20 protein-coding genes are annotated in these 20,903 nt (G+C 70.7%); 7 read left to right on the plus strand and 13 right to left on the minus strand.

Annotated features, from left to right (window positions below):
• Window positions 1–79: 79 nt before the first annotated feature.
• On the plus strand, window positions 80–631 hold the full coding sequence (locus QIS99_RS05305; RefSeq protein WP_282510964.1) for a hypothetical protein: 552 nt from the start codon (window positions 80–82) through the stop codon (window positions 629–631).
• A 40-nt stretch (window positions 632–671) separates the two neighbouring features.
• Window positions 672–1,253 (plus strand): hypothetical protein, encoded by a 582-nt coding sequence (locus QIS99_RS05310; protein WP_282510966.1) that lies wholly within the window; start codon window positions 672–674, stop codon window positions 1,251–1,253.
• 19 nt (window positions 1,254–1,272) lie between these two features.
• On the opposite strand, the gene QIS99_RS05315 is transcribed toward QIS99_RS05310, so the two are convergent.
• On the minus strand, window positions 1,273–1,683 hold the full coding sequence (locus tag QIS99_RS05315) for an ATP-binding protein (protein ID WP_282510967.1): 411 nt from the start codon (window positions 1,681–1,683) through the stop codon (window positions 1,273–1,275).
• A 216-nt stretch (window positions 1,684–1,899) separates the two neighbouring features.
• On the opposite strand from QIS99_RS05315, the gene QIS99_RS05320 reads away from it, so the two are divergent.
• Together QIS99_RS05320 and QIS99_RS05325 are read left to right on the plus strand one after the other, a co-directional pair.
• Window positions 1,900–2,781, plus strand: a complete 882-nt coding sequence (locus QIS99_RS05320; protein WP_282510969.1) for a helix-turn-helix domain-containing protein — start codon at window positions 1,900–1,902, stop codon at window positions 2,779–2,781.
• Between the two features lie 21 nt (window positions 2,782–2,802).
• Entirely contained in the window at window positions 2,803–2,979 is a 177-nt protein-coding gene (locus tag QIS99_RS05325) for a DUF397 domain-containing protein (protein ID WP_349017276.1), read from the plus strand.
• Window positions 2,980–3,050: 71 nt separating this feature from the next.
• On the opposite strand, the gene QIS99_RS05330 is transcribed toward QIS99_RS05325, so the two are convergent.
• The 5 genes from QIS99_RS05330 to QIS99_RS05350 form a co-directional block, all read right to left on the minus strand.
• Window positions 3,051–4,058, minus strand: coding sequence for an ABC transporter substrate-binding protein (locus QIS99_RS05330; protein WP_282510974.1), 1,008 nt, complete (start codon window positions 4,056–4,058; stop codon window positions 3,051–3,053).
• A gap of 119 nt (window positions 4,059–4,177) precedes the next feature.
• A complete protein-coding gene (locus QIS99_RS05335) occupies window positions 4,178–6,232 on the minus strand; it encodes an ABC transporter permease (protein ID WP_282510976.1) in 2,055 nt (684 codons plus the stop codon).
• Entirely contained in the window at window positions 6,229–7,359 is a 1,131-nt protein-coding gene (locus tag QIS99_RS05340; protein WP_282510978.1) for a quaternary amine ABC transporter ATP-binding protein, read from the minus strand. Before QIS99_RS05340 ends, QIS99_RS05335 begins: the two co-directional genes overlap by 4 nt.
• Complete coding sequence (locus tag QIS99_RS05345; RefSeq protein WP_282510980.1) at window positions 7,356–8,909, minus strand: GMC family oxidoreductase; 1,554 nt, start codon at window positions 8,907–8,909, stop codon at window positions 7,356–7,358. The genes QIS99_RS05340 and QIS99_RS05345 overlap by 4 nt, the downstream gene beginning before the upstream one ends.
• A gap of 123 nt (window positions 8,910–9,032) precedes the next feature.
• Window positions 9,033–10,535, minus strand: a complete 1,503-nt coding sequence (locus QIS99_RS05350; protein ID WP_282510982.1) for an aldehyde dehydrogenase family protein — start codon at window positions 10,533–10,535, stop codon at window positions 9,033–9,035.
• A 186-nt stretch (window positions 10,536–10,721) separates the two neighbouring features.
• Here QIS99_RS05350 and QIS99_RS05355 point away from each other — a divergent pair, with 186 nt between their 5' ends.
• Complete coding sequence (locus QIS99_RS05355) at window positions 10,722–11,489, plus strand: hypothetical protein (RefSeq protein ID WP_282510985.1); 768 nt, start codon at window positions 10,722–10,724, stop codon at window positions 11,487–11,489.
• A 34-nt stretch (window positions 11,490–11,523) separates the two neighbouring features.
• On the opposite strand, the gene QIS99_RS05360 is transcribed toward QIS99_RS05355, so the two are convergent.
• The 7 genes from QIS99_RS05360 to QIS99_RS05390 form a co-directional block, all read right to left on the minus strand.
• On the minus strand, window positions 11,524–12,408 hold the full coding sequence (locus tag QIS99_RS05360; RefSeq protein WP_282510988.1) for a hypothetical protein: 885 nt from the start codon (window positions 12,406–12,408) through the stop codon (window positions 11,524–11,526).
• A 2-nt stretch (window positions 12,409–12,410) separates the two neighbouring features.
• Window positions 12,411–12,800, minus strand: a complete 390-nt coding sequence (locus QIS99_RS05365; protein ID WP_282510991.1) for a hypothetical protein — start codon at window positions 12,798–12,800, stop codon at window positions 12,411–12,413.
• Window positions 12,787–14,550 carry a hypothetical protein gene (locus QIS99_RS05370; protein ID WP_282510993.1) on the minus strand — a complete coding sequence of 588 codons (1,764 nt, stop codon included), beginning with the start codon at window positions 14,548–14,550 and terminating at the stop codon, window positions 12,787–12,789. Before QIS99_RS05370 ends, QIS99_RS05365 begins: the two co-directional genes overlap by 14 nt.
• A 250-nt stretch (window positions 14,551–14,800) precedes the next feature.
• On the minus strand, window positions 14,801–15,790 hold the full coding sequence (locus QIS99_RS05375) for a malate dehydrogenase (RefSeq protein WP_282510995.1): 990 nt from the start codon (window positions 15,788–15,790) through the stop codon (window positions 14,801–14,803).
• Between the two features lie 463 nt (window positions 15,791–16,253).
• Entirely contained in the window at window positions 16,254–17,450 is a 1,197-nt protein-coding gene (locus tag QIS99_RS05380; RefSeq protein ID WP_282510997.1) for a helix-turn-helix domain-containing protein, read from the minus strand.
• A gap of 490 nt (window positions 17,451–17,940) precedes the next feature.
• Window positions 17,941–18,366 (minus strand): DUF3017 domain-containing protein, encoded by a 426-nt coding sequence (locus tag QIS99_RS05385; RefSeq protein WP_282511000.1) that lies wholly within the window; start codon window positions 18,364–18,366, stop codon window positions 17,941–17,943.
• A gap of 1 nt (window position 18,367) precedes the next feature.
• Window positions 18,368–19,237 (minus strand): bifunctional methylenetetrahydrofolate dehydrogenase/methenyltetrahydrofolate cyclohydrolase, encoded by an 870-nt coding sequence (locus QIS99_RS05390; RefSeq protein WP_282511002.1) that lies wholly within the window; start codon window positions 19,235–19,237, stop codon window positions 18,368–18,370.
• A gap of 249 nt (window positions 19,238–19,486) precedes the next feature.
• On the opposite strand from QIS99_RS05390, the gene QIS99_RS05395 reads away from it, so the two are divergent.
• Together QIS99_RS05395 and QIS99_RS05400 are read left to right on the plus strand one after the other, a co-directional pair.
• Entirely contained in the window at window positions 19,487–20,077 is a 591-nt protein-coding gene (locus tag QIS99_RS05395) for a hypothetical protein (RefSeq protein WP_282511004.1), read from the plus strand.
• A 117-nt stretch (window positions 20,078–20,194) separates the two neighbouring features.
• Entirely contained in the window at window positions 20,195–20,902 is a 708-nt protein-coding gene (locus QIS99_RS05400) for an RDD family protein (RefSeq protein WP_282511007.1), read from the plus strand.
• The last annotated feature ends 1 nt before the right edge of the window (window position 20,903 follow it).

The raw sequence follows: 20,903 nt of genomic DNA on the forward strand, positions 1-20,903 counted from the left end.
GTGAGTTACGCCCTCGCGCTCGCTATCCGCTCGGACAGCCTTCTTCCTCGGCATCCCCGGCATCGTCGGCCTGGTCGTCGTGACGGTCCTGCTGGTCCAGTTGGCGGCGCGCAGGCCCGCGCCACAAGGCACGGCTCCGTACGCGACGGACGGATCCGAACACCGGGGCGCGGTGCGGCACTACTACGCGGCCGGCCTGAAGTTCTACGGCGGATTCACGGCCGTGTTCGCGCTCGTGGTGATCGGGGCGCTCACCACGGCCACCGGCTGGCTCTTCCCCTTGGGCGTCGCCGGGATCTGCGGGCTGGTCGTCACCCAGTACGTCGGCCTGCCGACCCTGTTCTGGACCTGGCAGTGCGAACGCGCGCTGCGTTCCCACCCCTTGGTCTTCCGGAGCCCCGTGTACAAGGTGCACCTCCAAGCCGACGGCAGGCGTTCGCTGCGGCTGGGCCCACAGGGCGTGGGCGCTTCGCCGGTCCTGGTGGGTGTGGACCCGCTGCGCCACGAGAGCTGGCCCGCGGGCATCGCCGACGGCGTCTGGTTCGCGGGCGACGAGGCCTCCGGCGGCACCGCACTCGTGCCGCACACCGGCGAGTTGATCTACTTGAGGCCGACCGGCCAGAAGCATTGAACCCGGGCCGGCGAGACAACCGAACGGATCATCCAGCCCCATGACCGAAACGACCACCCCCCGCCCCCGCCACCCCATAACCCGCGGCTTCCTCTGGCTCGGCAGTGCCCTGGTCGCGTTCGTCGGCGCCTTCTGGCTCGTGACCGCGACCGCCGACCTCGCGCTGTCCGCCGGGCTGTACGGCTACCCGGGTACGTACAAGGTGAGTTCCTGTTACGACACCGACAGCAGCAGGAAGAACTCCGACTACTCCTGCTACGGGAACTTCACACCGGACGGCGGGTACACCCAGTCCGTGGAGCTGGAGGACACCGGGCACGACTATCCGGACGGGTACACCTTCGACGTCCGGCAGGGAGACGTGCCGGAGGAGTCCGGGAGGGTGCAGCGAACCGGGGTCTGGGGCGTGGCCGGTGAGCTGTGGCAGGTCGGGGTCGCCGTGGTCATGCTCGCGTGGGTCGCGTACATGGGGATCAAGCCGCCCCCGTCGAAGCCGGACCGGAGCCGCAACCGTTCGCGGCGTTCGAGGGCGGCCGACCGGGTCGGGCTCGTCATCCTGGGCGGCATCGCCGTGGGGGCGCTGAGCTGGGTCGTCAGTTTCGTGGGGACATTCGTCTACTGACACGAACACGACAGTGCCGCTACAGCTCCAAGCGCAGGTCCAGTTCCGCCCACACGGTCTTGCCGACCGTCAGTTCCTCCACATCCCAGCACGCCGCCAGCGCCTGCACGATGACGAGGCCGCGGCCGAATTGGTCCTCGCTCGCGACAGCGCGGAGGGATGGTCTGCGTTCGCCCTTGGGGTCGGTGACGGCGATCCGAAGGACTGTCCCCGTAAGGATCACTTCCAGGCGGAACAGACGGTCCTTCAGGCAGCCATGCAGCACCGCATTCGTGACGAGTTCGCTGGTCACGAGGGCGGCATCGGCGGCGATTTCGAGGTGCCCCCAATCAGCGGCGAGGTGTGTGACCCGCCTTCGAGCGAGGGGGACGGACTTGAGCCGGGGTGGGTAAGTCGTGACGTCGTAGCGGGCGTTGGGCGGTGACTCCATGCACGCGCACCTCCTTGTGCGGGCGGACCGCGTGACGGTGGCATTGCCGCGGCCGCGCAGGGCGGAGCGGTGCACTTCCGCCAACTGGCTCCGCTGTGCGAGCGGTTGAGTACTGACGGTAGGGGGCAGTTGGTACCGGTGCAAGCGATCCGGGGAATATCTTCCCTGAACCCGTTCTGCTTGTTTCGCCAGTGACCTTGGCTGCACACTGAGCCCATGAGTCCGAGGCAACCGTCCGCGCTGGCGCGCAAATCAACCGTGCTGGGCCGCAAGCTTGGGGGCGAGTTGCTCCGCCTCCGCGTAGCCGCCGGCAAGACACAGGCAGAAGCGGCAGACGCACTGAGTGCGACGGCGACAAAGGTCGTGAAGATCGAGCGGGGCTGGGTGCCGGTTCGCGACCCGGACATCAAGGCGCTGTGCGAGCTGTATGGCATCGAAGAGCGGGCCACCGCCGACAGCCTGCTGCACCTGGCCAGGACCGACCGGGACCGACGCAGGACACGGGGCTGGTGGAACCAGTACCCCGAACTGCGTGCTCAAGTCGAGTACGTCGCACTGGAAGACGTCGCCAACCGGGTGCGTACGCTCCAAATCGCCCTCATCCCAGGCCTGTTCCAGTCCCCGGACTACGCTCGGGCGCTGCATGTCGCAGCCGGGCACTGGGAGGACCCGGATGAGATCGAGCGGTACGTCGAGGCCCGCATCGCCCGCCAGGACAGGCTGTCCGGCGAACGCCCCATTCAAGTGTGGGCGGTGATCGGTGAAGGTGCCCTGCGTCAGGAGGTCGGCGGGCGGGACGTGATGCGTGCTCAGCTCAAGCAGCTACTGAAGCTGACCCAGCAACCGAACATCAAGGTCCAGGTGCTGCCCTACCGGGCCGGAGCTCACGCCAGCATGGCCGGAGCCTTCACACTGATGTCGTTCGCCGAGTCCAGTGCGGTGGAGGTCGTTCACCTCGATACCCCCTCCTCTACGCTGTGGCTGGAGAGCGAGCAGGACGCAGCCCACCACGCGATCCTCTTCGACCGCGTCGCGCGGAACGCGCTCTCCCAGACCGACTCCCGGTCTGTCATCAGACGCGTAATCGAGGAGATCTAGCCGGTGCCCCGCTTCGAGTTCGTGAAGTCGACGTACAGCTCAGCCGGAGGCGAATGCGTCGAAGTCGCCACAAACATCCCCGACACCGTCGCCATAAGGGACTCCAAAGCCCCAGACGGTCACATACTCCGCTTCAGCCCGAGCGCATGGCGTTCCTTCGCCGCGTACGCCCAAGGAACTCCCGCACGACGGCCCTGAACGCGACAGTGCCGGGCCTCCCCGCGAAGGGGCGCCCGGCACCGTAGCGCGCGCAGTGCGTCAGCCGAGAGTTACTTCTTCGGCAGCCACGCCTCCCACACGTCCTTGTTCTCCTTGATCCACTTCTCCGCCGCCGCTTCCGGCTTCATCTTGTCCTGGGTCATGTAGTTGACGACCGCGTCCTGGTCCTCGTTCGACCACTTGAAGTTCTTGATGAACTCGGCCGCGTCGCCGCCGTTCTTGGCGAAGTCCGCGTTCATGAACTTCTCCAGGTCGACGTGCGGGTAGCCGCAGTCGGCCTTCTCCACGGGGACGTTGCAGCCCTTCGTGTACTTGGGCAGCTCGACCTCGACCAGCTCCAGCTCGTTCTGGAGCACCTGCGGGGTCCACCAGTACGTCAGGAACGGCTTCTTCGCCTTGTAGAGGCGCTCGATCTCTTCCTGCTGCGCGCTCTCGCTGCCGCTCGGCACGTGCGTGAAGTCGAGGTCGAGGTTCTTGATGATGCCGGTGTCGTGCTGCGAGTACTCGGGGTCGGCGCCGATGAACTGGCCCTTGCCCTTGGACTCCGACGTCTTGAAGTCGTCGGCGTACTTGTTGAGGTTCTTCCAGTTGGTGATGTCGGGGTGCTTGTCGGCGTAGTACTTCGGGACGTACCAGCCGATGTGTCCCTTCACACCGAGTTCGCCGGCCGAGACGACGGACTTCTTCTTCTCGACGAACGTCTTCAGCTGCTTCGGATTTCCGTGCCAGTCCTCAAGCACGGCGTCCGCCTGGCCGCCGTCCATGGCGGTGAAGGCGGCCGTCTCGTTCATCTGCCGCACGTCGACCTCGACGCCCAGCTCGTCCTCAAGAAGCTTCTTCGCCACGGCGATGTTCGCCTGCGCGCCCGCCCAGCTGGGCTGGGCCAGGGTGACCTTGTCGTCGCTGCCGCCGGCGTTGGTGGTGCTGGCGGCGCTGCAGGCGCTGACGGCCAGCATGCCGACCACGGCGGAACCGGCGAGGATCGCGTTCCGTATGCGCTTGCTGTGCTTGCTGGGGTTGCTGGGGTTGCTCTGAGTGTCGTGCGTGCTGCTGTGCATCGGAAGTCAACTGCTTTCTGGTTGCGCACCGCGCTCGCGCGGTCCTGGGGTGGGACGAGTGGGGCGTACGGGACGGGCGTACGGGTCGGGCGTACGGGGTTGGCCGTACGGGACGGGTGTCAGCGGCCCCCGTGCTTCTCCCGGGGCTGCGACAGGCGGTCCAGCATCAGGCCGAGGCAGACGATCGCCGCACCGGCCGGCAGGCCGATGGCGAGGTTCTGCTTGGACAGGCCGTAGACCACCTGGTAACCCAGTGCGCCACCGCCCACCATGCCGCCGATGACGACCATGGAGAGGACGAGCACGACGCCCTGGTTGACGCCCACGAGCAGCCCCTTGCGGGCCAGCGGCAGCTGCACCTTGAAGAGCTGCTGGGAGGTGGTGTCACCGAGCGAGCGGGATGCCTCAAGAACCGTGGGGTCCACCTGCTTGAGGGACTCGGTGGTGATCCGGATGACCGCAGGAGCCGCGTAGATCACCGCGGCGAACACGCCGACGGCGCGGCCCTGGCCGATCAGACCGATGACCGGGATCAGGTAGACGAACTGCGGCATCGTCTGCATCACGTCCAGGACGGGACGCAGCACCCGCTCGATGGTCGGCACCCGGGCCGCCAGTACGCCGATGAGCACACCGACGAGGACGGTCAGGGCGAGACCGGCGAACACCTGCGACAGCGTGTCCATCGACGCGTCCCACAGGCCCAGGGCGCCGATCAGCGCGAGGCACAGGACCCCGGTCATGGCTGCCCGCCAGGTGCCGACGGCCCAGCCGACGGCGGCGACGAGCAGCAGCAGCGCCCACCAGGGCACGGCGATCAGGCCGCTGCGGACCGGATTGAGGACGCCACGGGCGAACGCGTCCGACCAGTTCGCCATGAACGAGAGCTCGCGGGTGATCCAGTCGACGCCCTGCTGAATGCCGGTGGTGAGGTCCACCGACCACGCCTCGGGCCACGCCTCCTGGCCGAGGGCCGTGCCGAACAGCGCGAACACCACGAAGAGGACCAGGGCGAGGAGCCACACCCCGCGCCGCAGGAGCAGCGCGGCCCGGGTGGCGACCTGCGAGACGCGCTCCTGCAGCTGCTCACCGGCCGCGGCCGTGGAGCGGTCGAGCAGGACCGCGATCAGGACCACCGAGATGCCCGCGGTGAGGGCCATGCCCATGTCCTTGGTGGCCATCGCCCGGTAGATGCGGTCACCGAGGCCGCCGGCGCCGATCAGCGACGCCAGGACGACCATGGACAGACACATCATGATCGTCTGGTTGAGGCCCAGCATCATCTGCTTGCGGGCCAGCGGCAGCCGGGCCGTGAGCAGCTGCTGCCGCCCCGTGGCGCCCAGCGAGACGGAGGCCTCCAAGGCCGCCGGGTCCGCGGCGCGCAGGCCGAGCGAGGTCAGCCGGGCCATCGGCGGCACCGCGTAGATGACCGTGGCGATGAGCGCCGGCGGCTGCCCGATACCGAAGATCAGCATGAGCGGCAGCAGGTACGCGAACGCCGGCATGATCTGCATGACGTCGAAGACCGGCCTGAGGACCCGCTCGCAGCGGTCCGAGAGGCCGGAGGCGAGGCCGAGCAGCAGGCCGATGACCGCCGACGCGATGACGGCCACCGTCATCAGCGACAGCGTCTCCATCGTCGGCTCCCACATCTGCAGCACGCCGCAGAGCGCCAGGGCGCCCAGGGCGATGGCCCCGGTGCGCAGGGCGCGGCGGGAGAGGTCCGCGCCCGCCGCGGCCCAGGCGACGAGGGTGACGACCACCGTGACGCCGAGCCAGCCCATCGCGGCGAACAGGTCGACCAGGGAGAGGTAGGCCGTCTCCGCGAAGTTGCTGATGTGGAGGAGGAAGTAGAGGAAGACCGGGTGCGTGGTGCGGTTGAGGGACAGCCAGTCCGTCAGGTCCGTGAGCGGGGTCTTCACGTCGACTTCGAGGCCGCCGGGCCAGGTGCCGTTCCCGGTCACCGCGGCGGTCACGATCGCGAAGAGCAGGGCCATGCCCACGATCAGGGCCTTCGGGCTGCCCGCGAACCGGGCGCGCAGGCCCGGCCCGCGCGACGGCACACCCTTCACGGCCGCCGCGGCGTCGCTCTGGCCGCCGCCCGGCGTGGTGTCGGGCTGCTTGTCCAGGACGGGGGTCTCGGTTACGGGGGTCTCGGTCGGGGCGGCACTCATACGGTGACCGCCTCGGTGTCGGCGAGGGTGCCGTCGATCCCGGCGACCACCGCGAGCAGCCGCTCGTGGTCGACGATGCCGAGGGTGCGGCCGTCCTCGACGACGCGGCAGGGCTCGCCGCTGCTCGCGACGGCCTCGATGGCGTCGACGACGAGGGTGTCGGGGGCCAGCTCCTTACCCGAGCCGGACTCGGCCGCGTCGGCCGGGCGCATCGCGCGGCGTACGGAGATGACCTGCTCGCGCGGCACGTCCCTCACGAAGTCGCGGACGTATTCGTCGGCCGGGTTGGCGACGATCTCCTCGGGCGTGCCGAGCTGCACGATCGCGCCGTCCCGCATCAGCATGATGCGGTCGCCGAGGCGCAGCGCCTCGCTGAGGTCGTGGGTGATGAAGACCATGGTGCGGCCCTCTTCGCGGTGCAGGCGGATGACCTCCTCCTGCATGTCCCGGCGGATCAGCGGGTCGAGGGCGCTGAACGGCTCGTCGAAGAGCAGCACTTCGGGGTCGACGGCGAGGGCGCGGGCCAGGCCCACGCGCTGCTGCTGACCGCCGGAGAGCTGCGTCGGGCGGCGCTCCTCCATCCCGGCGAGGCCGACCTTCTCGACGATCTCCTGAGCCTTGGCGCGCCGCTCGGCCTTGCCGACGCCCTGGATCTCCAGGCCGTACGCGACGTTGTCGAGGACGCTGCGGTGCGGCAGGAGGCCGAAGTGCTGGAAGACCATCGCGGTCTGGCGGCGGCGCAGCTCGCGCAGCCGGTTCTTGTCCATGCCGAGCACGTCCTCGCCGTCCATGGCGATGGACCCGGAGGTCGGCTCGATCAGCCGGGTCAGGGTGCGGACGAGGGTGGACTTGCCGGAGCCGGACAGGCCCATGACGACGAAGACCTCGCCGCGCCGCACATCGAAGCTCACGTCCCGCACGGCGGCCGTGCAGCCGGTCTTCTCGCGCAGCTCGGCGGTGGACAGGGCCTGGTGCGCCGGGTCGCCGGGTATCCGGTCCGCCTTGGGGCCGAAGACCTTCCACAGGTCTCGTACGGCGAAGGCGGGCGCGGCGGGGTCGGCGGGGGCGGCGGGGTCGGCCGCTGTCGGCTCCGTGGTCTTGGCCGTGTTGGTGTTGGGGTCGGTCATCGGACATCACTCCCGGTCAGCAGGTCCGCGCATTTCTCTCCGACCATCAGGACCCCGATCATCGGGTTCACTGCGGGCATCGTCGGGAAGACGGAGGCGTCGGCGATACGGATGCCATCGAGGCCGCGGATCGTCAAGTCCGGGGACACTACGGCGAGTTGGTCGTCGGCGGCACCCATGCGGCAGGTGCCGGCCGGGTGGTAGACGGTGTGTGCGGCCTTGCGGACGAGTTCGCTGATCTCGGCGTCCTCGGTGACGTCGGGGCCGGGGAAGACCTCGCGCTTGAGCCACTTCTTGAACGGCTCGGCCTCGGCGACCTTACGGGCCAGCTTGATGCCGTCGACCAGCGTCTGGCCGTCGTAGTCGAAGCCGTTCTCGTCGTACTCGAAGTACTTGAAGTCCAGGGCCGGCTTGGCCTCGGGGTCGGCCGAGGTGAGGTAAAGGCGGCCGCGGGCGCGGGACTTGGGGATGTTCGGGGTCATGGAGACGCCGTGCTCGGGGCGCTCGTAGCCCAGGCGCTCCGGGTTGTCCGTGAACGGAATCTGGTAGAAGTGGAACATCAGGTCCGGGCCCTTGTGGTCCGGGTCCCGCTTCACGAACAGGCCCGCGTCGGAGTCCATCGCGGAGTTGTCCGGGATCGGCCCGTCGGTCTCCCAGACGATGACCGACTCGGGGTGGTCGATCAGGTTCTCGCCGACGCCCGGCAGGTCGAGCCGCACGGGGATGCCGAGGGCTTCGAGGTCCTTCTTCGGGCCGATGCCGGAGTGCATGAGCAGCCGCGGGGTGTCCACGGCACCGGCGCAGACGAGCACTTCACGGCGGGCGGTGAGCAGCTGCTCCGTACCGTCCTTGCCCCGGACGTGCACGCCGCGCGCGGTGGTGCCGTCGAGTTCGAGCCGGTACGCCCAGGTCTCCAGGAAGAGGTGCAGGTTCGGGCGGTCGCCGGCCTCCATGTGCGGGTGGAGGTAGGCGACGGAGGCGGAGGAACGCTTGTTGTTCTCCGGGTGGTACGAGAGGTCGAAGAAGCCGACGCCCTCGTCGAAGGGCTGGTCGTTGAAGCCGACGACCTCGGGCACGCCGAGCGCGGTCTTCGTCGCCTCGACCCAGTCGGTGGCTATCTGGTTCTGGTCCTTCTTGGCGACCCGCACGATGTTGTTGCGGAGCTTGCCGAAGTAGGGGTCCATCGCCTTGGCGTTCCAGCCGGTGGCGCCCGCCTCCTCCCACTCGTCCCAGTCGGACGGCAGCGGCTTGAAGGAGATCAGCGTGTTGTGCGAGGAGCAGCCGCCGAGGACCTTGGCGCGGCTGTGCAGGATGTGCGAGTTGCCGCGCGGCTGCTCGGTGGTCGTGTACTCGTAGTCGAGGTCGCCGCCGAGCAGGCCGAGCCACTTGCGCAGGGTCAGCACGTCCTCGCGGTCGATGTCGGACGGGCCGCCCTCGATCACGGCGACGGTGACGTCCGGGTTCTCGGTGAGGCGGGACGCGATCACCGATCCTGCGGTGCCGCCGCCGACGATGACGTAGTCGAACTCGGTTCCGGGCGATTCAGGCATTGGGGGGGGCTCCTCTTCCTGCATGGCGTGCTCAAGGTGCTTGCGCTTATGGGTGCATACGGTCAAGGGGGCGGGCGCCGCAAGGGAGTTCACGGCGCCCGCGAGTGTCAGGCCAGGACGGGGTCAGCCCGCGAACCAGCGCACCGGCTCCGGCGCCAGGTTCTCGTAGACGTGCTTGGACTCGCGGTACTCGGCGAGGCCGGCCGGGCCGAGCTCGCGGCCGACGCCGCTCTTGCCGAAGCCGCCCCACTCCGCCTGCGGCAGGTAGGGGTGGAAGTCGTTGATCCAGATCGTGCCGTGGCGCATCCGGCGGGCCATGCGGCGGGCGCGGCCCGAGTCGCTGGTCCAGACGGCACCGGCCAGGCCGTACTCGGTGTCGTTGGCGAGGGCCACGGCCTCGTCCTCGGTGGTGAAGGTCTCCACGGTGAGGACCGGGCCGAAGACCTCCTCGCGGACCGCGCGCATCTCGCGGTGGCAGCCGTCGAGGACGGTCGGCTCGTAGAAGTAGCCCTCGGCGGGCCGGACTTCGCTGGGCTCGGGCCGCTTGCCGCCGGTGAGCAGCTTGGCGCCCTCCTCCAGAGCGGAGTCGACGTAGTACTCGGTCTTGTCGAGCTGCTGCTGCGATACGAGGGGGCCGCACTCGACGCCCTCCTCAGTGCCGCGGCCCAGCTTGATCTTGCTTGCCCGTGCGGCGAGTTCGGCGACGAAGCGGTCGCGGACCGACTCCTCGACGATGAGCCGGCCGCCGGCCGAGCAGACCTGCCCGGAGTGGATGAACGCGGCGTTCAGGGCCTGGTCGACGGCGGTGTCGAAGCCCGCCTCGGTGGCGCAGGCGTCCGCGAAGACCACGTTGGGGTTCTTGCCGCCGAGCTCCAGGGCGACCTTCTTGACGGAGACGGCCGCGGCCTGGGCCACCTTCGTGCCGCTGATCAGGCCGCCGGTGAAGGAGATCAGGTCGACGTCCGGGTGGTCGGCGAAGCGGGCGCCGACGGAGTGGCCGGGTCCGGTGACGATGTTCGCGACACCGGCGGGGAGTCCGGCCTCCGCAAGCAGCTCGATCAGCGCGACCGTGGTCAGCGGCGTGACCTCGCTGGGCTTGATGACGAAGGTGTTGCCCGCGGCGAGCGCCGGGGCGATCTTCCAGCTGGCCTGCAGCAGCGGATAGTTCCAGGGGGTGATCATCGCGCAGACGCCGACCGGCTCGTGCACGACGACGCTGAGCACGGTGTCCGTACCCGCGTCCACGACACGGCCCGCGCCCTCGCCGATGACGAGGTCCGCGAAGTAGCGGAAGGCGTCGGCGACGCAGTCGACGTCGACGCGGCCCTCCTCGACGGTCTTGCCCGCGTCCCGGCTCTCCAGGAGGCCGATCTTCTCCCGGTCCCGGACGAGCAGGTCCGCGACCCGGCGCAGCAGGGCGGCGCGCTCGGCGACCGGGGTGTCCGGCCACGTCCCGTGGTCGAAGGCCTTGCGGGCCGCGGCGATCGCGGCGTCCGCGTCGCTCGCGTCACCCTCCGCCACCACGGCGAACGGCTTGGCATCCGCGGGGTCGAGGATCTCGCGCGTGGCCCCGGAGGCGGCGTTACGCCACTCTCCGTCCACGTGGATGGTCTGTTGTGCCGACACTTCGCGTCTTGCCTTCCGTTTACCGATTTATTCACCCCCAGTCACTGAGGTGATCCGATTCCCCTGCCCTAGGGGCTGAAAAGCATGTCGGTTCCCACTCCGAAAGTGCCATGAGTCACTCCGCATGCGATCAGAAGGCCCGAGTCGTACGGTTTATTGCGAAATCTTCCGGCGGGAGGACGTGCGATGCGCAGGTCCCGTAAGGCAAAATCCGGCACTTTCGGCACTGTTGGCGTCACTCTCTGTGCCGCCGCCCTGTGTGCCGCCGGTCTCACCGGTGCCGCAGTCGCCGGCGACGACAACGGCATCGCGGACAAGAGCCCCCAGGAGATCGGCGCCGCGGCCCGGGAGGCGCTGCTTGGCGTCACGTCCCTGCACGTCGAGGCGGAGATCGACGGCATGGCCGAGCCCGCCCCGGCGTCCTTCGAGCTCTCGTACGACACCAAGGACAACTGCACCGGGACGGTCGACGACCAGAACAACAAGGGCAGCATGGAGGTCATACGCATCGGCGACCGGGTGTGGATCAAGCCCGACGCGAAGTGGCTCTCCGCGCAGGCACCGCAGCTCGGGGGCGACGCGGCGGCCCAGCTGCTCAAGGGCAAGTATCTGGAGACCAGCGTCCGGGACGCCGACGGCGCGAAGATCGCCCAGCTCTGCGACCTCAACTCCTTCAAGCAGCAGATCACCGAGCAGTCCGGCAAATCCCAGGGCGCCACGGTCGAGAAGGGCGGGCGCACGGAGGTCGACGGGCGGCCGGCGATCACCCTGAACGTCACCAACGACCAGCAGAGGGGCAGGATGTACGTCTCCACGGAGGGCGAGCCGTACCCCCTCAAGGTCGAGGCGGACGACCCGGCGAAGGGTGTCGAGATCGACATGACCTTCTCCGAGTTCGACCGCCCGGTCACCGTGAAGGCGCCTCCGGCGGACCAGACGGTCAACATCGGTTAGGGCCTGTCCGGCGCACCCCCCGGGCAGGGACGGTTCAGGGGAGCGTCGCCGCGAACGAGCCCAGCGCGTCCTCCAGCGCCTGCCGTTGCGACGGCCAGGCGTCCGCGGGGCCGGTGCTCAGGACCGCCCACAGCGTCGGGTCGTCCGGGGCGGCCGGCACGATGCGGTCGAGGGTGCGCAGGTCCATGGACCACTCCTCGCTCGCGTACGAGTAGTCCAGCTCCGCCGCCTCCCCGTACGGGTGCTCGACCGGCCCGAGGGCGTTCCGCTCGTAGCCGGGCAGCCGCTTCAGGTCCTTCTCGGCGAGCCGGACCGTGCTCAGCGGCGTCGCGCCGGGCTCCGTGACCTTGAAGACCTGGATCCGCCCCGGGCCCGCCGGCGCCTCGTAGTAGTAGAGCGTGACGCCGTTCTTGCCCTCCTCCGTGCGCCGCTCCCAGCCCTCGGGCACGGCCAGCGTGAACTCGTCCTCCTCGGCGAGCCGGTACCCGGGCGGCGCCGTGGGCGACGGGGACGCCGGTTCGGAAGGGCCGGGCTCGGCGGTCGGCTCCGCGGCGGTCGGCTCCTGGGCGGCCGGGGGCGTGGAGGCGGCGCTCGCCGGGGGCGAGGGCCTGGCGTCCGGCGCGGGCTCCGCTCCCCCGCCCCACAGCAGGTACGACCCGAGGCCCGCGGCCAGCACGACGGCGGCCGCCGACCCGACGACGGCACCCCGCCGGAACCACGGCACGGACTCCGCTCCCGGCCCCCGCTCCGGCTCCGGGTACTGCGGCGCCCATGACCCCTGCTCCCCCGCCCCCGGCGCGTGTTCCGGCCGTGGCGGAGGCGGCGGGGTGTACGGGGCGGGCTCCGGGCCGCCGGTGTCCCAGCGCTGCGTCTCGGGGTTCCAGCGCACCCCGCCCTGCCCCTGCCCCTGCCCGGCCACGCTCAGCCCCCGACGAGCACGCCGACGGCCTGCGAGACCGCCACCGCCGACGCCACCAGGCCGGTCACCGCGCCCGCGTCCGCGAGGGCCTGCCGCAGCCGCGCGAGCCGGCCGGGCCCGGCCTGGCCGGACTGCTCGATCTCGCCCTGCGCGTCCGCCAGTTCGGCGTCAAGGGCGGCCGTCTCCTCGGACTGCACCAGCCGGGCGAGGTCGCCGCGGAGTTCCCGTACCGCACGCAGCAGCTCCTCCTGGGCGGGGTCGCGCGGCGGGACGCCCGCCTGCTGGTTGACGACGCTGTTGTCGTTCCCTACGGCGAAGGCGCCCTGCACCTGGCTGATGTGCACGCCGCCGCCCGCCGGGCCGCCCGCGTCCCGGTCCTCATTCGCTGCCACTGGGGCCTCCCCCTGACTTGGTGAACGGCGAGCCCGGCTCCGGCCCGGTGCCCGGACTGCCGGGCTGCGCCGCCTGGTTGGTGATGACGTTGCGGTCGCCGACGGCGAAGGCGCCGCTGGCGTTCTCGATCAGCGTGCCGCCGCCGCTGACGTTCACGATCTTCTGCGCGAACTCGTCGGTGCGGTACCCGGCGTCGCGCAGCGCGGTCCGCACGCCGTTCGCCACCCGGTCCTGGATGGACTTCAGGTAGCGGCGTACGTCCATGTCCTGGAAGAGCGAGGAATCGCCGTCCGAGCCCAGTTCACGGACCGACGCGGCCGGGCCGTCGGGCAGCGCCTTCCCGTACCCGCCGGTGATCGCCCGCCAGGAGTACGCCACGCCCCGGCCGAGCGTCACCACGGCGTGCACGAACGAGCGAGGGGTGTGGCCCAGCGCCCACATGGCCTTGCCGAACAGGCTGCTGTGGCGGAACTCGTGGGCGAGCCGGTCGGCGTTCTCGAAGTCCTTGCGGACCGGCAGCAGGACGTGCGGGGCGACCTCCAGCATCAGCATGCCGCCCTGCGTGTGCACCCGTACGAACACCGTGGTGACGACCTCCTCCTCCCAGCCGCCGACCCGGATCCGCAGAAAGTGCCGCCGCGTCTCGCCGCCCTCCTCCACCGACTCGTCCCGGTGCGCCTCGAACGCGCCCGCCTCGTACGGCGCGAGGTCGCGGCGCGGCAGGCCGTCCACCGGCAGGAACACGCACTCGTCGATCTGCAGCTGCCGCAGCCGGTCCCGGCCCCTGCCCTCGGCGTGCGGCGCGGGCACCCGGAGATCGTCGAACAGCGGGCGCACCGCGTCCAGGATCACGCGGTTGCCGAGCGGCCGCTGCTCCTTGCCCGGGTCGGGCCGCAGCTCGACGGCGAGGGTCCAGGCGTCGTACGGCTCGCCGGCGCCGCAGAAGGGGTGCGCCGAGTGGTACATGACCAGCGGGGCGTGCTGCTCGATCCTGATCCGGGTGCGCAGCCGCTGGAAGCGAGGGCCGCCCGCCCGTTCGGCCGGGTCGGCCGCCATGTCGCCGAAGTTCCCGGGGTGGAGTTCACCCGCGAGGGCCCGGGCGAACTGGCCGCGCTGGGCGGCGACGCAGAGCGCCACGAGCACCAGCGTGGCCAGGACCGCCCAGCCGTGGAACGGCTCGGCCACGGTGCCGCCCGACGACTCCAGCAGCGCGACGACGTCGCTCAACGGCCCCGGCAGCGTGAGGGACACGATCGAGCCGATGCTCGCCCCGTCGGACTCCCCGATGCCGACGGCGAGCAGGACCAGGAGCGTGACCAGCACGAGGATCCGTCCGGACCACCGCATCAGCAGGGCCGGTACGCGGCGCCAGAGCGAGGCGCGCGGGTCCTCGCCCCTGAGTCTCGCGGCGAAGAACAGCGTCAGGGACGGCACCACGAGGACCAGCATCAGGTAGGAGCTGAGCACCGTCCCGATGACCCACAGGAACAGGATCCCCGCCGCCCAGCTCAGTTCGAGCAGGCGGGCGCGCATCGCGTGCGCGAGGACGCGGGCCGCGTCGAAGCCGAGCGAGGGGGCGACGATGCGCTCCTCGTGGACGTACAGCTCGTCGATGACCGCCTGCCGGTACGCCTCGTCCAGGTAACTGCCCGCGCACAGCAGCCGGGTGGCCTCGCTGGCGCCGGGCGGGGTGACGGGGAGCGCGGGCGGCGGTCCGTCCCCCGCGGGCCCCCCTGGCTGGGACGGCACCTGTGGCTGGGAAGGCGCCTGTGGCTGGGAAGGCGCCTGTGGCTGGGACGGCATCTGTGGCTGCTGCGTCAATGTTCCCCCTGACACCAAACCGACACTCAACTGCCTTACGACTCAGCCGAGTTGACCCGTACATATGCGAGGGATCACATCATAGAGGAGCCGGGCTCACACCGCGTACGAAAAAACCTCCGCCCCGACGGCCGTCGAACGGCCGCCGGGGCGGAGGCAGGGGTGGTGCCGGAAGGGCTCAGATCAGGTCGAGGCCGCGGACCGCCTCGCGCTCCTCGGCGAGCTCCTTGACGGAGGCGTCGATGCGGGCGCGCGAGAACTCGTTGATGTCCAGGCCCTGGACGATCTCGTACTTGCCGTCCTTGGTGGTGACGGGGAAGGAGGAGATCAGGCCCTCCGGGACGCCGTACGAGCCGTCCGACGGGATGCCCATGGAGGCCCAGTCGCCCTCGGCGGTGCCGTTGACCCAGGTGTGCACGTGGTCGATGGCGGCGTTGGCGGCGGAGGCGGCCGAGGAGGCGCCACGGGCCTCGATGATCGCGGCGCCGCGCTTGGCGACGGTCGGGATGAAGGTGTCGGCCAGCCACGCCTCGTCGTTCACGACCTCGGCGGCGTTCTTGCCGGCGATCTCCGCGTGGAAAATGTCCGGGTACTGGGTCGCCGAGTGGTTGCCCCAGATGGTCAGGCGCTTGATGTCCTCGACGGAGGCGCCGGTCTTCTGCGCGAGCTGGGTGAGCGCGCGGTTGTGGTCGAGGCGGGTCATCGCGGTGAAGCGCTCGGCCGGTACGTCCGGGGCGGCGGCCTGGGCGATCAGGGCGTTGGTGTTGGCCGGGTTGCCGACGACGAGGACCTTGATGTCGTCCGCGGCGTGGTCGTTGATGGCCTTGCCCTGCGGCTTGAAGATGCCGCCGTTGGCCGCGAGCAGGTCGCCGCGCTCCATGCCCTTGGTGCGCGGGCGGGCGCCGACGAGCAGCGCGACGTTGGCGCCCTCGAAGCCCTGGTTCGGGTCGTCGAAGATGTCGATGCCCTTGAGCAGCGGGAACGCGCAGTCGTCCAGCTCCATGGCGGTGCCCTCGGCGGCCTTGACGCCCTGCGGGATCTCCAGGAGGCGCAGCTTCACCGGCACGTCCGCGCCGAGCAGGTGGCCGGAGGCGATGCGGAAGAGCAGTGCGTAACCGATCTGGCCGGCCGCGCCGGTGACGGTGACATTCACGGGAGTGCGGGTCATGTCGATCTCCGTTAAGACAGCTGGCGGTCGGGGCCCTGCCCCGGGGTGCGGGATCTCCGTACGGCGCCTTCGTACCGATCGACCGACCGCTTCTCGCTTCTCGATGATCGATCTCTTGGCGTCAAGAGAGATCCACCGGTCAGGCTATACCGCCCCGCCGAACCCGCACGGCCGGACCTGTGTGGCCCGGCCCACAGTGGGGCCTCGGGTGGGGTGGGGCGGGGTGGGGCGGGGCGGGGCGGGGCCGGGGGTACCCCGTGGCCCCGTGGCCCCGCGTTCCCGTGGGGGGAGGTGAGGACGCGCCTGCCCGGAGTCACGCCGAGCATGCGCACCGCGTGCGAACTTCCGTTCGTCAATCGGGGGTTGCCGGGCCCCGGCGCGTACGTGTCCCGGTTCGCCCCCCTTTTTTCCGCTTTTCCGCGCATCAGTTCGCCGGGTCAGGGGGCGGGTGGGGCGTCGACCCTCAGACGTCCGCCCCCGTGCAGCCCTTGAGGCCCGAGGTGAGTGTCGCGCAGGCCGTCGCGTCCGCGGCGCTCTTCACCGCGACCATCGGCGTGTACGCGTCCCCGTCCGCGTCGACCTCGCGGCGCTGCCCGTCGGCGGCCGTACCGGAACCCGTGACCCGTACCGTGTCGCCGGCCGCGGCCCGGGTGATGCGGGCCCAGGCGGCGCCACAGGTCTCGCTGTAGCGGACCTCGACGAGGGCGGTGCCGACGGTGACGCTGGTCGAGGTCAGCGCCAACTCGCCGCTGCACTCCATCTCCTCGGGGTCCTCACCGGCGCAGTCCGCGCCCACGCAGCCCACCCCGTCGGGCAGCTCCGGCGCGCTGCTCGTCGGCGACGGGGACGGCTTCGCCTCCGGCTCGCCTCCGCCGAACCCGAACCCGAACCCGGTGAGGTACAGCGCGCCCGCGGCCACCACCAGAACCAGGACGACGGCGACGAGGACCGCCACCCCCTTCCGCCCCTTGCGCCCCTTCGGCGGCCCACCGCCCTGCGGACCGGAGGGGTCCACGGGGCCGAAGGAGCCGCCGCGCCCTCCGTACGGCGCGGGCGACGTGGGCGACGCGGGCCGTACGGAGGGCGCGGCGGCCGAGGCACCCGGCACGGACGAGGCGGAAGGGGCGGCGGAAGGGGCAGAGGAAGGGGCAGAGGAAGGGGCAGAGGAAGGGGCTGAAGGCGCGGCGGCGGACGAGGTGGCGGCGGAGCCGCCCTGGCGCGCGGGGCCCGCGCCGCGCGCGCCTCCGCGCGCACCGGCACCGCCCTGCGCCCCGCCGCGCCCCCCGCGCCCGCCGCGCGCCTTCGCGTCCGGCTGCGGGCCGAACTCCCCCAGGGCCGCGCGCGCCTGGGAGATGCGGATCGCCTCCATGGTCATGTCGTGCCGCATCTCGGACCGGCTCCAGGCCCGCTCCGCCAGCTCCCACATGGTGGTGAGATGCAGCGGATTGGTGCCGGTGACCTCGGCCAGGGCGACGATCGCACCCTTGGGCGCGAGCAGCCGGCCGTTCAGATACCGCTCCCAGGACGTCTTGCTGTACCCGGTGCGGTCCGAGAGCGCGGCGATGCTCAGGCCGCTGCGGTCCACGAGCCGTCGCAACTGGCTCGCGAACTCCCGCACCTGCGGATCCAGTTCCTCCGGCAGTGCCTTCCAACGAGGCATGCTTCCCCTTCCCCCCTTGTCCCCCGTCCGACCTGACGACCCCCGCGCGTGCTGCCTGCCGTGAGTACGCCGTCAGTCTCCCACCACCGGGCGGACGCGCCACGTGGAACCCCAGGACACACCCCAGGACACACCCCAGGACACACAGCGGGACACACAGCAGGACACACAGCAGGACACACCCCAGGACACACCCCAGGACAGCCCCGGACGGTCCCGGGAACGCCTTGGCCGGAAGGTCATTACGGGCTCGTGAAGATCGTTGCCGACCGCACACACCGTGTCGGAATGGTCACTTCCGCGTCACAGCCACCAGGCGGCCCTTGATACCCCGTTGTCACGTCCATGACTCTGGATTCCGGGCGGGACCGCAACGGGGGAGCACATCTGCGGCCCCCGCCCACCCAAGCCGACGGCGCCCGTCCTCCCTCGGGGGAGAGGACGGGCGCCGTCACCGTTGCTCAGGGCACCCCTGGTCGGTCCCGTTCCTCTAGTTCGTCACCGTAAAGTGCAGGATCCCCTCAAGGAACGGGATCTCAAGCCCGTCCGGCTGCGCCATCAACGCGAGCAGCACGATCACGGCCCCGAGTACCCCGTACGTCACCATGTCGGTGAAGCGGGAGCGGACCGCCAGCATGCCCACCGACGGCAGCACCCAGCGCAGCACGGCACCCGCGAGCAGCGCGACGCCGATCAGGACCGTGCCGACCCGGAACAGGTCGAACGCCGTCAGGAGCAGCCCGGCCCCGGTCAGGCCGAGCACCGTCAGCATCGGCCACTGGCGCGCGGGCGCGGGCGCGTCCCCGGCGGCGGCGCGGCCGCCGCCCTCGGGCCGCGCGGTGTCCCGGGTGATCGACGGGAACCGCCGCGTCTTCTTCCGCGGCTCCGGTGCCTCTTCGCTCACGGACGCACCCATGTCACGCCGTACCCTGCGCGTCCGCGGCCAGTTCCGCCGCCTCCACGACGTTGACGAGCAGCTGCGCCCGCGTCATCGGGCCCACCCCGCCCGGGTTGGGCGACAGCCAGCCCGCGACCTCGGCGACGCCCGGGTGCACATCGCCGACGATCCTGCCGTTCTCGTCCCGGCTGACGCCGACGTCGAGCACCGCGGCCCCCGGCCGTACGTCCTCCGGCTTGATCAGGTGCGGCGAACCGGCCGCGGCCACGATGATGTCGGCCTGGCGCAGCTGGGCCGCGAGGTCACGGGTGCCGGTGTGGCACTGCGTCACGGTCGCGTTCTCCGACTTACGGGTGAGCAGCAGCGGCAGCGACCGCCCGATCGTCACGCCCCGGCCGACCACGACGACATGCGCCCCGTTGATCTCCACGCCGAACTGCCTCAGCAGCTGGATCACGCCGTACGGGGTGCAGGGCAGCGGCGCCGGTTCGTTGAGGACGAGGCGGCCGAGGTTCATGGGGTGCAGGCCGTCCGCGTCCTTGGCGGGGTCGATGAGCTCCAGGATGCGGTTCTCGTCGATGCCCTTGGGGAGCGGCAGCTGCACGATGTACCCCGTGCAGGCCGGGTCCTCGTTCAGCTCACGCACGACCGCCTCGATCTCGTCCTGCGTGGCGGTGGCGGGCAGTTCGCGCTGGATGGACGCGATGCCCACCTGCGCGCAGTCGCGGTGCTTGCCCGCGACGTACTTCTGGCTGCCGGGGTCCTCCCCGACGAGCACGGTTCCGAGGCCGGGCGTCACGCCCCGCGCCTTCAGCGCTTCCACACGGCGGACGAGGTCGGCCTTGATCGCTGCGGCGGTGGCCTTGCCATCGAGAATCTGGGCGGTCATACCCCCATCCTCGCGGATGACCCACCCAGGTCTCCAATCCGGTACGGGCCCGCCCGGTGTCCGCCCGGTGTCCGCCCTGTGTTGCACTTGCACAACTCTTCCGGCCGTGGCTGGACAAATGCGCCGCGCTTTTAGAACCATGAGCGGCGCAGTGCCGCGGGCAGTGCACGGGGGGACCAACCGCAGAACCGCTCAGCTCCTCCGTACCAACCGCGTAGTCCCCGCACGTCAACGGAGGAAACAACAGCCATGAGCTTCGGCGACCCGAACAACCCGTACGGCCAGCAGCAGGGCCAGCCCTACGGCCAACCCCAGGGCCAGCCCGGTTACGGCTACCCGCAGCAGGCCCCGCAGGGCGTTCCGCCCCAGCAGGGCTACGGCTACCCGCAGCAGGCTCAGCCCGGCGGCTACCCCGGTTACCCGGGCGGTGCCATGGAGATGCCCGGTGGTGTGAAGGCCGCCCGCGTCATGCTGTGGGTGATCGTCGCCTTCCAGATCATCGGCGGCATCTTCTCCTTCGTGGGCGCGGCCGCGGTGAACGAGCTGGGCGAAGGCGCCCCCACCGCCGACACCGCCGCCATGGACTTCGGCGCGGGCATGCTCGTCGTCCTGGGCATCCTGATCCTGCTCCTGGCCGGCCTCGGAGTCTGGCTCGCTGCCAGCTTCAAGAACGGTGGCAGCACCACCCGCGTCTGCGCCATCGTCTACGGCGCGTTCATCGTCCTCGGCGGCATCGCCCAGCTCCCGCTGGGCATCGTCTCCATCGCCGTCGGCGTGCTGATCATCGTCTTCGTCGCCAAGTCCGACGGTGCCGCCTGGTTCAACCGCCCGCGCTACTGAGCGAACCGCGGCGTCACGCCGTATCCGCACGAAGAGGCCGACCGCCCGCTCGGGCAGTCGGCCTCTTGCCGTTCCCCACCCCCGCCCCTCCCCCCGCGCCCCCGAAGGACACCCGCCATGAGTTTCGGCGATCCCAACAACCCGTACGGACAACCGCCCCAGCAGCCCCAGGGGCAGCCCTACGGATATCCGCAGCAGCCCAAGGACCAGCCCGGCTACGGCTACGGCTACCCGCAGCAGGCCCCGCAGGGCGTCCCACAGGGGTACGGCTACCCGGCCGCGCCGCCTCCGGGCGGCTACGGCTTCGTGCAGCTGCCGACGCTCGGTACCGTCCAACTCGCCAGCATGGGCACCCGGTTCGGGGCCCGGCTGATCGACGGCGTCGTGATCGGCGTCATCTACGGCATCTTCACCGCCGTCGGCCTGCTCGGCGCGCTCGGCCTGGCCGACCAGGCCGACCAGTGCGACTGGCGGGACGCCGACTACTACGAGTGCCGTGACGACGCCTTCATGAACGCCTTCCTCGTGGGGCTCGGCGTCCTGGCCGCCCTCGCCCTCATCACGCTGCTCTACGAGTGGCTCATGATCTCGTTCGCGGGCGCGACGCTCGGCAAGATGGCCGTGGGGATCAAGGTCGTCAAGGACGACACCGGCCAGGCCCCCGGCGCCGGCGCGGGCTTCGTCCGCTGGGTCATCCCGCAGCTCGGTGCTCTGGTGTGCATCGGCAGCACGCTCGTGTTCCTGTCCCCGTTCTGGGACAACTCCGGCCGCCAGCAGGGGTGGCACGACAAGGCGGCGCACACCCTCGTCATCAAAAAGCCGTAAC

Origin of the sequence: Streptomyces solicavernae, from assembly GCF_029968095.1 — a bacterium.
Lineage (GTDB): Bacteria > Actinomycetota > Actinomycetes > Streptomycetales > Streptomycetaceae > Streptomyces > Streptomyces solicavernae.

Bases quoted from the DNA above. Each gene is read 5' to 3' on its own strand.
- QIS99_RS05310 (WP_282510966.1), top strand. From the start codon at position 672: ATGACCGAAACGACCACCCCCCGCCCCCGCCACCCCATAACCCGCGGC.
- QIS99_RS05315 (WP_282510967.1), bottom strand. From the start codon at position 1,683: ATGGAGTCACCGCCCAACGCCCGCTACGACGTCACGACTTACCCACCC.
- QIS99_RS05320 (WP_282510969.1), top strand. From the start codon at position 1,900: ATGAGTCCGAGGCAACCGTCCGCGCTGGCGCGCAAATCAACCGTGCTG.
- QIS99_RS05330 (WP_282510974.1), bottom strand. From the start codon at position 4,058: ATGCACAGCAGCACGCACGACACTCAGAGCAACCCCAGCAACCCCAGC.
- QIS99_RS05335 (WP_282510976.1), bottom strand. From the start codon at position 6,232: ATGAGTGCCGCCCCGACCGAGACCCCCGTAACCGAGACCCCCGTCCTG.
- QIS99_RS05340 (WP_282510978.1), bottom strand. From the start codon at position 7,359: ATGACCGACCCCAACACCAACACGGCCAAGACCACGGAGCCGACAGCG.
- QIS99_RS05345 (WP_282510980.1), bottom strand. From the start codon at position 8,909: ATGCCTGAATCGCCCGGAACCGAGTTCGACTACGTCATCGTCGGCGGC.
- QIS99_RS05355 (WP_282510985.1), top strand. From the start codon at position 10,722: ATGCGCAGGTCCCGTAAGGCAAAATCCGGCACTTTCGGCACTGTTGGC.
- QIS99_RS05375 (WP_282510995.1), bottom strand. From the start codon at position 15,790: ATGACCCGCACTCCCGTGAATGTCACCGTCACCGGCGCGGCCGGCCAG.
- QIS99_RS05380 (WP_282510997.1), bottom strand. From the start codon at position 17,450: ATGCCTCGTTGGAAGGCACTGCCGGAGGAACTGGATCCGCAGGTGCGG.
- QIS99_RS05385 (WP_282511000.1), bottom strand. From the start codon at position 18,366: ATGGGTGCGTCCGTGAGCGAAGAGGCACCGGAGCCGCGGAAGAAGACG.
- QIS99_RS05390 (WP_282511002.1), bottom strand. From the start codon at position 19,237: ATGACCGCCCAGATTCTCGATGGCAAGGCCACCGCCGCAGCGATCAAG.
- QIS99_RS05395 (WP_282511004.1), top strand. From the start codon at position 19,487: ATGAGCTTCGGCGACCCGAACAACCCGTACGGCCAGCAGCAGGGCCAG.
- QIS99_RS05400 (WP_282511007.1), top strand. From the start codon at position 20,195: ATGAGTTTCGGCGATCCCAACAACCCGTACGGACAACCGCCCCAGCAG.